At 50.9% G+C, this 13,806-nt stretch carries 12 protein-coding genes; all 12 read left to right on the top strand.

Annotated elements, in window-relative coordinates; all coding sequences use genetic code 11:
- Positions 1 to 15 precede the first annotated feature (15 nt).
- The 12 genes from MKY66_RS24265 (at position 16) to ssuE (ending at position 13,803) form a co-directional block, all read left to right on the top strand.
- Entirely contained in the window at positions 16 to 1,128 is a 1,113-nt protein-coding gene (locus MKY66_RS24265; protein ID WP_179088521.1) for a glycosyltransferase family A protein, read from the top strand.
- Positions 1,128 to 1,901 (top strand): glycosyltransferase family 2 protein, encoded by a 774-nt coding sequence (locus MKY66_RS24260; protein ID WP_047841258.1) that lies wholly within the window; start codon positions 1,128 to 1,130, stop codon positions 1,899 to 1,901. The genes MKY66_RS24265 and MKY66_RS24260 overlap by 1 nt, the downstream gene beginning before the upstream one ends.
- Positions 1,898 to 2,629, top strand: a complete 732-nt coding sequence (locus MKY66_RS24255; protein WP_076211145.1) for a sugar phosphate nucleotidyltransferase — start codon at positions 1,898 to 1,900, stop codon at positions 2,627 to 2,629. Before MKY66_RS24260 ends, MKY66_RS24255 begins: the two co-directional genes overlap by 4 nt.
- 5 nt (positions 2,630 to 2,634) lie before the next feature.
- Positions 2,635 to 4,176: a GT-D fold domain-containing glycosyltransferase gene (locus MKY66_RS24250; protein ID WP_339806188.1), complete on the top strand. Its 1,542-nt coding sequence runs from the start codon at positions 2,635 to 2,637 to the stop codon at positions 4,174 to 4,176.
- Between the two features lie 66 nt (positions 4,177 to 4,242).
- Complete coding sequence (locus MKY66_RS24245; RefSeq protein ID WP_256704228.1) at positions 4,243 to 5,970, top strand: glycosyltransferase family 2 protein; 1,728 nt, start codon at positions 4,243 to 4,245, stop codon at positions 5,968 to 5,970.
- Positions 5,971 to 6,372: 402 nt separating this feature from the next.
- The gene (locus MKY66_RS24240; protein ID WP_076211147.1) at positions 6,373 to 7,323 is read left to right on the top strand and encodes an aminoglycoside phosphotransferase family protein; all 951 of its coding nucleotides are present in this window, start codon (positions 6,373 to 6,375) and stop codon (positions 7,321 to 7,323) included.
- Positions 7,324 to 7,543: 220 nt separating this feature from the next.
- Positions 7,544 to 7,822 (top strand): glutaredoxin family protein, encoded by a 279-nt coding sequence (locus tag MKY66_RS24235; protein WP_076211148.1) that lies wholly within the window; start codon positions 7,544 to 7,546, stop codon positions 7,820 to 7,822.
- Between the two features lie 196 nt (positions 7,823 to 8,018).
- Positions 8,019 to 9,362 (top strand): LLM class flavin-dependent oxidoreductase, encoded by a 1,344-nt coding sequence (locus MKY66_RS24230; protein WP_076211150.1) that lies wholly within the window; start codon positions 8,019 to 8,021, stop codon positions 9,360 to 9,362.
- A 172-nt stretch (positions 9,363 to 9,534) separates the two neighbouring features.
- Entirely contained in the window at positions 9,535 to 11,178 is a 1,644-nt protein-coding gene (locus MKY66_RS24225) for an ABC transporter substrate-binding protein (RefSeq protein WP_076211152.1), read from the top strand.
- A gap of 41 nt (positions 11,179 to 11,219) precedes the next feature.
- Entirely contained in the window at positions 11,220 to 12,152 is a 933-nt protein-coding gene (locus tag MKY66_RS24220) for an ABC transporter permease (RefSeq protein WP_076211154.1), read from the top strand.
- 61 nt (positions 12,153 to 12,213) lie between these two features.
- The gene (locus MKY66_RS24215; RefSeq protein WP_076211156.1) at positions 12,214 to 13,131 is read left to right on the top strand and encodes an ABC transporter permease; all 918 of its coding nucleotides are present in this window, start codon (positions 12,214 to 12,216) and stop codon (positions 13,129 to 13,131) included.
- 123 nt (positions 13,132 to 13,254) lie between these two features.
- Positions 13,255 to 13,803 carry an NADPH-dependent FMN reductase gene (ssuE, locus tag MKY66_RS24210; protein WP_076211159.1) on the top strand — a complete coding sequence of 183 codons (549 nt, stop codon included), beginning with the start codon at positions 13,255 to 13,257 and terminating at the stop codon, positions 13,801 to 13,803.
- Positions 13,804 to 13,806: the final 3 nt, after the last annotated feature.

The following is a 13,806-nucleotide window of genomic DNA, read 5'->3' as shown; positions in this document are numbered from 1 at the left end:
GCTGGAGGTGAGGAAATGAAGGGACGTTCAGGGGTTGTCCGCCGCAGGCGGACAACAAATAGACAAACGACAGCAGGAAGAACAGTAATGAACAAGCGTTTTAGGAAAAAGAAACATGTAGATATTCAAAAAACAAGAAGAAGCCGAGCAAAGTCTGGCCAAGTAGATCTGCACTTGATGTGGAAAGCGGGGCAAGTTGCAGGAAGCGAGGCAAAGGCAAACAACACAGTATCAGAAAAACATGCACGTCTCGTATGGAATGCACACGCGGTGAACGTTGCGGAGCTAAGCAACTTCGAGCTAGCCCTGAAAGCAGGTAAGGCATTTATGCAGGGTTATGCTCAGGCCTCGGGACATTCCTTCCAGATCGTGCCACTCCCTCTTCGTCATTCGGCTGCTGCCATTGTCTGTGCCTGTAATGAGGAACACACACTGGGGCAGGTGTTATTGCAACTAAAGCGGTTGCCTCTGACGGATATTATTGTGGTACTGAATGGAACGACAGATGACAGTTTGAAGCAGGTACTAAGGCAGCCGGGACTTACCGTAATCTATGAACCTGATCGGGCAGGACATGATGTCGGCCGGGCACTTGGAGCCAAGATGACGGATGCGGAGACGGTACTTTTTGTGGATGGAGATATGGTCGTCTCGGCTGAACAGCTTGCACCCTTTCTGTTCGCGGTTGATCGGGGACAGGATGTGGCGTTGAATAATCTGACGTCTCTGCTTCCTGCGTTTGCAGGGCAGGATGAGGTAAGCCGGATCAAAGCATATCTGAACCGAACATTAGGCAGGGCAGATCTGGGTTCCAATTCCATGACAGCTGTGCCTCATGCATTATCTCGTCGTATGATTCAGACCGTGAAGCCAGCATCACTGGCCGTTCCACCTAAGGCACAAAGTCTAGCTATTCAGCATGGAATGAACGTCTCGGCACCAAGTCAGGTGGATGTTATTCGTTCCAATCGGTTGCGTCCTGGTAACACGGGAAGTGGGAATGATGTCGCCAAATTGATCATCGGAGATCATCTGGAGGCACTGGCTACATTGCTGGGTACAGGTTGGAATCCAGCCCAGGCACATACACTCTCCCGTGTAGAAGTCGCTTACAGGAGGAACGCCTAATGACACTGACGAGTATGATTATCCCAACTTACAATGGGCTGGATCTGATCAGGCCCTGCATCGATGCCATACGTCAATACTCGGGCGATCCTGCGTCATATGAAATTATCGTGGTAGATAACGGTTCGACGGATGGAACGGCTGAATATTGTGCGCTGGAGCGAATTCGATTTGTAAGGTTCCCGGACAATCGGGGGTTTCCGGCAGCGTGTAACGCTGGACTTCGTGCAGCTTGCGGGGATGAGTTGTTGCTGTTGAACAATGATGTTACGGTCACGCCCCGTTGGCTGGAGAACCTGCGAACGGCTCTGTACAGTGACGCAAGTATTGGAATCACGGGTCCTGTTACGAATTATGCAAGCGGCATCCAGCAGATTAAACTGCAGTTTCGGGACATGGAACATTTTCAGGAGTTGGCCAATTCCAATAATGTTGCGGATTCTTCAAGGTGGAGGGAAGTACGCCGGATCGTCGGTCTGTGCATGCTGATGAAACGAGATGTCGTGGAATCGGTTGGACTGCTTGACGAGGCATATTCTCCGGGACACTATGAGGATGACGATTATTGTTATAGAGCAAGATTGCAGGGATATCGCCTGCTGGTATGTGGAGATGTTCTCGTGCACCATCAGGGAAGTGCCAGCTTCCAGAAGACAGATCCGGTAGCGTGGAAACAGCTGCTTGAGCGTAATCGTTCGATTTTTATGAACAAATGGCATGTCGATCCGCTTGAATATATGGACATATCCGATGAAGGAGGGAACGTGGAATGAAAGGTGTAATTCTTGCCGGCGGAACAGGAACTAGACTGTATCCGTTGACCCGGCTCATTAACAAACATCTGCTTCCAGTCGGTAAACATCCGATGATTATGTATGGCATCGACAGGCTCCGCCAGGCAGGCATTGATGAACTATTGATTGTGATCAACAAACATTCCGCCGGGTTATATACAGAGTATCTTGGTGGCGGAGCGGATCATGGCGTGAAGTTGACTTATCGCATTCAGGAAAAGGCAGGCGGGATTGCGGAAGCGTTGGATCTGGCGACCACTTTTATTCTTCCTGGCGAAAAATTTGTAGTGCTTCTCGGAGATAATCTCTTCAGCGATGATCTGAAGCCTTATGTGGACCGTTACATGCAGCAACCTGCTGGTACAGCGCGAGTTCTGCTCAAAGAGGTGGATGATGCACGACGTTACGGGGTGCCTGTTTTTGATCCAAAGCATCCAGAGCGAATCTCGTACATCGAGGAGAAGCCAAGCCAGCCGAAAACCTCTTATTGTGTGACGGGCATATACATGTATGATGATCATGTATTTAACCTGATTCGCAACATTGCGCCGTCTGCGCGCGGAGAACTTGAAATTACGGATGTGAATAATCACTACGCGTCTGCTGGCGGACTGGAATACGACATTTTGAAGAAATACTGGAGTGATGCAGGTACATTTGATTCGCTCCAGGAAGCAGCTGTCCGTATGAAAGGACAACTGCCTTAAAATATATGCGCCTGATGCTGCCGCTGTGCGGTGCCCCATGGGAGCAGAACACTCTGCGCCGGAGCTGGAAGGATGCTCCGGCGCTTTGCGCAGCGACAATCCTCGTGCATGCCAAAGGAGGGAATGGCGTGAGAGTAGTGACACGCACCGGGGCCGCTAGGGCCTCCGTGTCGGGTAAGCCCCGGGGCATCCACCCGGCCGTATTTATGGGCAGTGGCACTCCGGCAGCAGCAGATACAGGGTCTGCTGGAGTCAGAGGTGTGAAGTCAGGGAAACGTAGTACCCTGACCAAAGCGGGTACATCTGCAGGCGCAGCGCATAAGGTCCGTGCAAGGAAAGCGAGCAGCACAGGCCGTGTTGTTGGCAGAGCAGGCAAAGCTGGCTCTGCGCGCGCGAGTAGAGCGGCAAGAGCTAGCCGCACCGGCAAGGGCAAAGCCGGCCTGCGCCAGGCCACTGCTGGGCGCAGGCCGGCATCAGCGCGGGGCCGGCGTGCCGCTGCCCGCGCCAAGCAGCGCACGGCGATGCGCCGTGCGCCCATGCCAGCACCGCAAGCCAGCACGCCACAGGCGATGCCTGCCAGCGGTGCTGGCCCCGCCCCGCGCCAGGCGACACACCCGAAGGGTGTCGCCCCCGCAGGGCGGGGAGGCGCTGCCGGCGCGAATGCGGGCAGCGCGAAGGGCTTGCCGCCTCCGCCCGCGGAGCACGCAGTGCAGGCGGAGGCCGTGCCCGGCGGCTACGCCGAGGGCTACCGCGACGGCGTATTCGCCGGCGGGGAGGCGCTGGTGGCGCAGCACATCCCGCCGGATCACATTCTGCCTGCCGTGGCGGCGGCAGATCTGATCGCGGCGGGATTCCGCCAGTACGCGCCCAGCCTGACCCGGCTGTCCAGCCCTCATGAGATGGCTGGACACATCACGGCGGCGCTGGATGCGCAGCGCCCCTTGTCTGTCGTTCGCCTCGGAGATGGCGAACTGCTCACGCTGGCAGCTGATACGGTGCTGCCAGGCCAGGAAGTGCAGGAGCTGGCACCGTTTCTGCCTTATGCAGGGGTGCCATGCTCAACCCCCGACATCCGCGCGATGCTTGCGGAAGCCATACAGGCCGCCGACTGGGTTGGCGTGCCGATCTCGCGGGCGCCGACATTCCAGGGGCTGTTATTCCCGGTATTGCGCCACTTCGGGATCGACTGGTCCCGGCTGAAGTTGACTAGTTCCACGATCAATTACAGTCTGCATCAGTCCGGCTTGGTGTTGCCCTTGCTGCAAGGACGACGGGTTCTGCTCATAGGCAGCCAGGCACCAGAGCTTGCGGCACTGCTGCATAACCGGGGGATTCATGTCACAGGCATCATTGGTTCTGTGGCGGGAGTTATGGATATTCCGAGGGTGATGCAGCAAACCGCAGAACATGCTTTTGATATCGCTTTGGTGGCAGCGGGTATTCCGGCGGTCATTCTGTGTCGGCGAATTGCAGGTGAACTCGGCAAGGTCGCTCTGGATTTTGGACATTTGGCTGACAAACTGGTAACAGGAGAGCTTCAACTCTAGTGGACCGTCCGGGGGCTGGTCATGTGCGTGTTAGCCTCACGGACAAGTGGAAATGGAGGGAGCAACATGAGCACACCCGATCAACAGCGCGGGGAAGAACGTCATAGCCGCAGCAACAAGGTTAAGGCTCGAAACGTCGTCCGTCGAAAGGGTCACAGTCATCTGAACATCATTCCAAATATCAGCACTCACAGTGACAACAGCCGCAGTGAAAACAACAGGAATGGCAGCATAAGCAGCGAAAAAAAAGCGGCCCGCCGTGCCACACAGCACGATGTCTCGCGACCTGACATAGCAGTCCTGCATGCAGCAGGTCGCCGCTCAATGCGGAAATCCAGACGTAAAGGCAAAAGCAGGCGCACAGCCAAAGGCGCCAGGCTCTACAAACAGGGGTATACCAGAGGATACAACGAAGGTGTCCGCCAGGGACAGAGCTCGTTTGGTCTTGTTTTTGAAGGAGTTAGCATCATTATCCCCACGTACAATCAGCGGGACTATGTGCTGCAATGTGTGTCCAGTATCGAAAAGCATACCCCTGCCCCCTTCGAGATCATTGTCGTGGATAATGCCTCCAAGGATGGAACTGCCGAGGCCATGCTCCGCAAAGGCGGCATGGTGAGGGTGGCTGCCCTGGATAAGAACCGGGGGTTTGCCGGAGGTGTCAATCATGGGCTGATGATGGCGAGAGGACGACATATCATCGTGCTGAACAATGATACGCTCGTTACTCCAGGCTGGCTGGATAACATGATGACTTGTCTTGCCAGTGATCCAAAGATTGGTGTGGTGGGTCCGGTGACCAACTATATTGGCGGGGATCAGCAGATTCAGGTTCCGTACCGTGAGATAGAAGAGATGTGGCCTTTTGCCGCCACACATAATCGTCCGGATGCAGACAAACATCGAATAACCGATCGCCTGGTCGGATTCTGCTGGCTGTTCTCACGGGAGCTGCTGGAACGGGTAGGTTATCTGGACGAAGGGTACGCGGTAGGCAATTTCGAAGATGATGACTGGATCATCCGGGTGAAGCTGGCAGGATACCAGCTTGCGTTAGCCGGGGATGCCTTTATCCACCACTTCGGAAGTGTCAGTATGAAAGCTTTGGGTGAGCAAGACTTTGCTGTAGTGAATAAGGATAACGAGCAGTTTTATAGCCAAAAGTGGGGAGATCCCCATGCGCTGGTTGCCGAAACCTGCCGCTTGGCTAGACAGCAAACCTCTGGTACCCCATCCGGTCAACAAGAGGATGGTGACACCAACCCAATGGATCCGCGTCAGCGAATCTCAACGCAGGGCAGCCAAGATCCAGCATTACAGTTCAGACACAGTTATGACTTCTACCCGGAAGGTTCGTTCCTGTCAGATGCCAAAGGAGATGTCTATACTTTAACTGGCGGTCGGCGGCGTAAGCTGAACATCCCTGTACCGCGTGGAATATCTCCTGTTCAGGTTGCCAAACCGGATCTGCTCGCCATTCCTGCCGGAGAAGCACTGATATCAGCGGGGGACGTGCAAGGATGGCCGAGGGAATCACAACAGGTGCATACGACAGCGGTTCATGGTTCTCACAATGGATGGGCAGAAGGAAGTATTGTTGCCGCAGTGGATGCACCCGAGATTCGATATCAGATCAGTGGAGACAAGCGGAGACGATTTGTATCGGTCTATGCTGCAGAACGTTGGGGTGTCCATTCTGGGCATATTATCAGTGTGTCTGCGGACCAACTGAATTCGATGGAAGAAGGCTGGCCGATTATCGCCCCACCTCAGCTCTTGAACCCCGATCTGTAATGTCAGGCGATCTAGTTATGCGAATCAGCAACATGATGCGGAATGGTAATCACTCTGATTCATTCCGCATCCGAATATTACATATGAGTTGGTAGCTATATAATTTGAACTAAAGATTATTTATACTGACACTACGATGACAGAATAACCTTCCAATCGCTGTTATCCCCAGAATTTTTCGAATCCCCTTTCTCAAGGGAAAATCCGGGGATAGCGTATGCTTCCGAGGCAGCTTTCTTTCAGAAAGCTTTTAGGCGAAGTGTATGCTTTCGAAGTAGCTTTCTTTCAGAAAGCTTGTAGCTTCGCTTTTTCAAGTTTTTTCTGTCCTCTCCGTTATCGTATAAATGATTAGTTTAACTTATATAGACCACTTAAAATAAAGCGATTGAGGGAGGATGCGGGATGAAGAATTCTATAGTCAGACAAGCCGAACAGATTGCCAGTGAGTTTCTGCTGGAACAAGTAAAATGCTCACATCAAATCGTGGGTAAAGGCTTTGTTAATCAGGTCTGTCTGGTGGAGACAGCAAGTCATAAAGTGGTTGTACGCATGAACGATCCAGATACATATTCTACCTTTGTGAAAGAAAAATGGTGCATCGAACAAGCGGCGAGTGCCGGTATTCCTGGGCCAGAGACATTGTCCGTTGGGGTCAACGCTGAACATGCCTATATGATTCAAACGTATGTGGAAGGGGATAACGGGTTGGACACGACAGTGCCCACGTCTGTGATTTGGAGGAAACTCGGTGAGTACACACAACGTATGCAATCCATCCAGGTGGCAGGTTTCGGAAGGGAAATGCATGATCCCGTACAAAACCAATTTTACTCTCCCCCTCATGCAGGATCAGATGGCAGTTGGCAAGGATATGTGCAATACAATATCAATAGTCTCACGGAGCAAGATCCATTGATTGAGCTTGGTGTCATTACGATGAAGGAATCACAGCTCGTAAGGCAATGGTTCGAACAATTGAAATTGCAAAAGTTCCGTTTTGGTTTATGCCATGGCGATCTCTCCTTGAAGAATACAATCGTAAGTTCAACGGGTGAGATTACCCTTCTGGACTGGGGGAATGCGGAGGTCACCGTCGTGCCGTATGGCGATATCACTCAACTCATGCAATGCCAGCTAAGGGGTGAGGGTCCTGACAAGGAAGAATTGAAAGCGTTTTTAGAAGGCTATGGGACAAGTACACAAGAGCAAGAGCGCGAACTGAATCAAGCGAGCCGTGTGTTGTTATTGAAAGCTTTTGATACCCTGAGGTGGGCCATAGATCGAAGTCCGGATCAGATCGAGTTCTACACTGATTTAGCAAAACATGCTTTTAAACAGGTTAGGAGGGGCTAATAGCGATTCATCCCTGTAAAATAAGCCATCTTTCAAATTGATAATTTAATCTTTCTATTTGGTTATAGGTTTATTCTATTAGCAGATCCATTGACGCAGGAAGGGCACAGGGGTACATTTAGAGCCATAATTCTTATTTAACAGATGGGAATTGAAGGTCTAGGGCGTTAATAGTTAATCACCCAGACCTTGATCTTAAAACCAATCAGGAGGTATGTCGATGTCATCATCAACCAAAAAAGTCGTGCTGTGGAGCAAAACAGGCTGTCATTTCTGCGGGGAAGTAAAAGCATTTTTGACAGAGCGAAACCAGCCTTTTGAGAACATTGAAGTGCAGGGCAATGACGTGCTGCGTGATGTGCTTGAAGCAAAATATGGCATTCGGCATGTACCTGTCATTGAAGTGGGAGGGGACGGCAAGTTTGAAGCCTTGATGGAACCTGATCTGGAGAAGCTGGCGGAACTTCTGGCACGAGCGGACGAAGCGGCAGCAGTCTAGCGGAAAAAGCACATATAGAAAATATCTATTAGTCGCGCTGTTGACCCTTTTACGGGGCAGTGATAAGATTTGTGAAATTAAAACAAACCAAACTCATAGGAATAGTTAACTTTTAAGTTATTTCGCATACGTAATCAGTTCAGTTGGCCCTTGATCACTCGTTTGAAGATTCTAATCCAAGGAAGGCGGAGTGCATATGACAGCGAAACGCAGTTTGAAATTTGGAGCCATTATTCATGGGGTTGGAGGAAGCAACACCACATGGAGACACCCGGAGGTTCTGTCGGATGCCAGCGTTAACTTTGGATTCTACAAACGTCAGGCACTGAAAGCGGAGGAAGGCAAGTTCGATCTGGTCTTTATCGCAGACGGTCTGTATATTACCGAGAAATCCATTCCGCATTTCCTCAATCGCTTCGAACCAATCAGTATCCTCTCCGCTTTGGCTGCCGTTACTTCACGTATTGGACTGGTAGGCACCCTCTCGACATCCTATAGTGATCCGTTCACCGTAGCCAGACAGTTCGGTTCCCTCGATCAGATCAGTGATGGCCGTGCTGGCTGGAACGTCGTGACTTCTCCGCTGGAAGGTACAGCGAAGAACTACAGTAAGAGTAATCACCCTACGCATCCGGAACGTTACCGTATTGCCGCGGAATATTTACAGGTAACCAAAGGGTTGTGGGACTCTTGGGAAGATGATGCCTTTGTAAGAGACAAAGAGAGCGGTGTATTCTTCGACCCATCCAAACTGCACACGCTTAATCATGAAGGAGAGTTTTTCTCCGTACAAGGTCCGCTCAATATTGCCCGTTCACGGCAAGGACAGCCGGTGATTTTCCAGGCAGGTTCATCGGAAGATGGCAAAACGCTGGCGGCGCAAGAAGCGGATGCTGTCTTTACCGGACACGATACGATTGAAGATGCACAGGCATTCTATAAGGATGTGAAAACACGTGCGGCTTCCTATGGACGTTCTTCACAGGATATTGTTATTCTGCCAGGCATCAATCCTATTGTTGGACGGACGGAAGAGGAAGCTGAATTGAAATATCAGGAGATCGCGAGCCTGGTTACCATTGATAAAGCGCTGGATTATCTGGGACGTTTCTTCGAACACCATGATTTCTCCCAATATCCACTTGATGAACCGTTCCCGGAGCTGAATGGCATTGGAAGCAACAGCTTCCGCAGTGGAACTGACAAGATCAAGAAGGATGCCAAGGAGCAAGGATTGACCTTGCGTGAAGTGGCTCTGCGGGCAGCAACACCGCGCAGCAAATTCCTGGGAACACCGGAGCAGGTCGCTGACAAGATTCAGGAATGGTTTGAGACGGAAGCAGCGGATGGTTTCATTATTGCTTCGGAACTGCCGAGTGGATTGTCTGATTTTGTGGAACTCGTTGTGCCGATTCTGCAAGAACGCGGCCTGTATCGTACGGACTATGAACACGATACATTGCGAGGTAACCTTGGGGTGCAAATTCCAGTTAACCGTTATACGGCTGCCAAGGAACAAGTCGTATCTGATTTGGCATAACTGATAGGGAGCGAACGAGCGTCTGATGTTGTCTGGCTGTTTTCTCCAACCGGTAATGAAATCAATTACTACGTTTCGTACTGCTTTAAAACCTACTTAACTCATAGGATATATAGAGTATTGGTATAAACATCAATTTAATGACACCTGTATACACAGAGGGGGAAGCGATATGAACAGGTCTATCTCATGGATGAAATATATGGCATTGGCAGCAGTGTTGGTGATGGTATTATCCGGTTGCGGAGCGGCGGGAGGCAGCACGAACAGTACGGCACAGGCATCAGGCGGGGGGCAGGCCGGGCAAGCCGAAGGAGGCAACCTGACTTTTGCACTCGCGACTTCACCGGATACGCTTGACCCTCATCGTAGTGGGCTTGCCGTAACGGTACGCGCCATCCGGACGATCTACGACAATCTGATAGTACAGTTGCCGGACGGTTCCATCAAACCTTGGCTCGCCACGGAATGGAGCGTATCCGAGGATGGCAAGAGTTATACGTTCAAGCTGCGTGAAGGCGTGAAGTTCCATGATGGTACACCGTTTAATGCGGAAGCCGTGAAATACAATCTGGACCGGGTGATTGATCCGGCCACCAAAGCTGCCAATTCCCTTGCCCTGATTAGACCCTATAGCTCCTCCGAAGTCATTGATGAATATACCATCAAGGTAAATCTGGAATCACCATCGCAAGCCTTTCTCGGCAACTTAAGCCAGGCGCTGCTAGGGATCGTATCCCCTACGGCTGCCCAAAAATATGGCGACCAGCTGGGTAAAAATCCGGTGGGAACAGGACCGTATACCTTTGTGAAATGGGATGAAAATGCGGATATCGTCGTTGCCAAAAACAAGGATTACAACTGGGGACCTGAGACGGTTGAAAATAAAGCTGCACCACATGTGGATACGATCACATTCAAGATTGTACCGGAAGAAGCGACGCGTATCGGAAGTGTTCAGAGTAGTCAGGTACTCGCTGCCGAGACGGTTCCCCCGCAAAATATCGCTGCATTAAAAAACGATCCGAACCAGCAATTGTTGCAGGCCAACACAGTTGGGTTGCCATATACACTCTTTTTCAATCTGCGCAAAGCGCCTTGGGATGATGTGAAAGTAAGGCAGGCGGTACAATCCGCCGTAGATGTAGAATCGATTGTCAAAACATTGTATCTGGGCAACTACGAACGAGCATGGTCTGCACTGTCTCCTGGAATCCTGGGTTATGATGCATCGCTGGAAGGTAGCATTAACCCGGACATCAACAAAGCGAATCAAATGCTCGATGAACAAGGCTGGGTGAAAGGCACTGACGGTATTCGTGCCAAAGACGGCCAGAAACTGACCCTGCGTTATGTCGATGGTTCGCCAAATCGGGAGAAACGCAATGACATTGCCGCCATTATCCAACAACAGTTGAAAAAGGTTGGCATTGCTGTTGAAGTCGAGATTACAAAAGATATCGCAACAGTCATCTATCAGAACTGGGATTATGATCTCTATGGCAACAGTCAGGTCAATTCTGACCCAAATGCCTTGTACGCTTTCTATCATACGAGTGCAGAGGGCGAGCGTCCGACATTGTCCGGTTTGTCTGATCCAAAGATCGATGAACTGTTAGAGCAGGGAGCGGTTGAGACAGATCCTGATAAACGTGTCGAGATCTACAATCAGATCCAGCAATACCTGATTGAGCAAGCGGTAATTCTGCCGATCTATGTATTCCCGTATACCGTCGCAGCATCCAAAAAGGTCGAAGGCATCAAGTTTGATTCATTAGGTTATCCACTCTTTAACGATGTTCGCATTCAGCCCTAACATGAACGGCCAATCCAGATTCAGGAAGGAGATATCCCGGTATGGTTCAAACGATACTGTCACGACTCGCAACATCGCTTCTGGTTATTTTCGGAGCTTCGGTGCTGGTGTACTGCATCATGTATCTTCTGCCGGGTGATCCGGTTCTGCTCATGCTGGACCCATCCTCGGCTACCCCGGAGATGATCGAAAATATGCGGGTTCAGCTTGGACTGGATCAGCCGTTTTACATCCAGTTTGCGAACTATTTTGGTGATATGCTGCGTGGGGATTTCGGTAAATCAATGATCAATTCGGATCCGGTTTTGCCGAAAATACTGGAACATTTTCCAGCAACACTGGCTTTGACCGCACTTAGCTCAATCATTGCCATTACGATCGGAATTACACTTGGTGTATTGTCTGCGATTCATCGCAATGGCGTGATTGATTTCGTTGCCCGGCTCGTTGGACTGTTTGGCATTTCCATGCCAACCTTCTGGACGGGGATATTGCTCATCCTGTTATTTTCAGTACAGCTTGGCTGGTTCCCGGCGATGGGTTCCGACGGATTCAGCTCACTGGTTCTTCCGGCTGCAACACTGGGTCTCGTAGGTGCAGGATTTATCGTACGGATGGTACGGAACAGCATGCTGGAAGTGATCAATGAACCGTTTATCGTGGCATTACGGGCCAAAGGACTTTCGGAACGTGCCATCATGTATGGTCATGCACTGCGTAATGCGCTTATTCCTACTGTAACGGTAATCGGCATGCTGATTGGTGATCTGCTTGCGGGAACCGTGGTTGTGGAGACCGTCTTCTCCAGACAGGGGATCGGCCGAATTATTGCGGATGCGCTGATGGCCAAGGATCTGCCAGTGGTGCAAGGTGTGGTTTTCTTTACATCTATCATCTACGTTGTCTTGAACCTGCTGGTGGATATCTCGTATTCGTACATTGATCCCCGGGTTCGGCGTGCAGTCCGAACATAATATTGGATGGAACAGTCAGAAGTGTCCTGACGCGGAGTTATGAAAGGAGGAGTTGTTGCTCATGAGCATGAAACCTTTGGCTGGTGACAAAAAAGTATGGGCGGGCAGTGTAGGACGTATCCGTCTGTGGAATCGCCGTCCTTGGCGCTATCGCGTCTCATTCGCGGTATCCCGATTATTCTTTTATGCAGCATTGCTGGTGGTGGTGTTTACCGTGGCATGTGCGATTGTACCAGGCTGGATTGCTCCCTATGATCCAACTCAGATGATGACGGATGCCATACTGCAGGCTCCTTCTGCTGCGCATCTGTTCGGGACGGACTATTTTGGCAGGGATATCTTCAGTGTGGTTGTGCATGGAAGCAGGGATTCGCTGCTCATTGGATTTGCTTCGGTTCTGGTGGGCGGTATTGTCGGTAGTGCTCTTGGTATTATCTCCGGTTATGCCGGAGGAGTTGTCGATACCATCACCATGCGGACTGTTGATATTCTGATGGCTGTACCCGGTGTGCTCCTGGCATTGTCTGTTGCAGCTGCTCTCGGGCCAGGACTAATGAATATTGCACTGGCTGTTGCTGTTTCCTCCATTCCGGGGTACGCAAGGGTGATGCGTGGGCAGGTCATATCGGTCAAAGGTCTGCCTTTCATTACAGCGACACGTTCACTGGGCGGTTCCAATACGCGTATTTTCTGGAAACATGTACTGCCGCATTCGTTGTCACCACTGCTGGTCATGGCTACGCTTGGCGTAGGGACATCGATCCTGACGGGCTCCGGACTCAGCTTTCTGGGACTTGGGGTGTTGAAGGAAATTCCGGATTGGGGCGCATTGCTCTCGCAAGGTAGAGGTTATCTGACGGTTGCCTGGTGGATCTGTACATTCCCGGGTCTGGCGATCACTTTGTTTGTACTGGCGGTTAATCTGATTGGAGACGATATTCGCGATCGGCTGGACCCCAAAGTAAAAGGAGCGGCTTGACCGCTATTCCAAAATATAAGAATTTATAAGTTTCACCCTATCCATTTTTATATTTCACTGCGAAACGGTAGCTGTGCCACCAGAGGACGGCGACAGCCGTTTACGCTTGAGGAGGAGAAATTCATGTCACATGTTGTCATTATTGCAGGATCACCATCCAAACGTTCGCGTTTGACAGGTCTGACGGATTACAGCAGCCAAAAATTAACGGAGGCAGGCATCACCGTTGAAGTCATTCATGTTGTGGATCTGCCCGCTGACGATCTGGTGCAAGCCCGGTTTGACAGCTCATTCATTCGTGATGCACTTGCTGTCGTGGAAGCGGCGGATGCAGTTATTGTGGCTACACCGGTATACAAGGCATCGTACTCGGGAGTACTCAAGCTGTTCCTGGATCTGATTCCGCAAGAGGGGCTACGGGGTAAGTTGACACTTCCACTCGTTATCGGTGGCTCTATTGCTCATCTACTCGCGATTGATTATGCATTGAAGCCTGTTCTGGCAGCCCTTGGTGGAAGACATATCTTGGGTGGCGTATATGCTGTGGATCAGGGAATCGAACGACTGGATGATGGGGAATTTGTGCTCTCGGCGGATATTACTACACGTCTAGATCGCTCACTGGATGAATTGATATTGACACTGGAAAAGGATGGGATTACGATATCGTAAAAC

It is taken from the genome of Paenibacillus sp. FSL R5-0766 (assembly GCF_037971845.1).
Classification (GTDB): Bacteria; Bacillota; Bacilli; order Paenibacillales; family Paenibacillaceae; genus Paenibacillus.
Note: the sequence above shows the minus strand (reverse complement) of the source record. Positions and strands in the feature narration are given on the sequence as shown.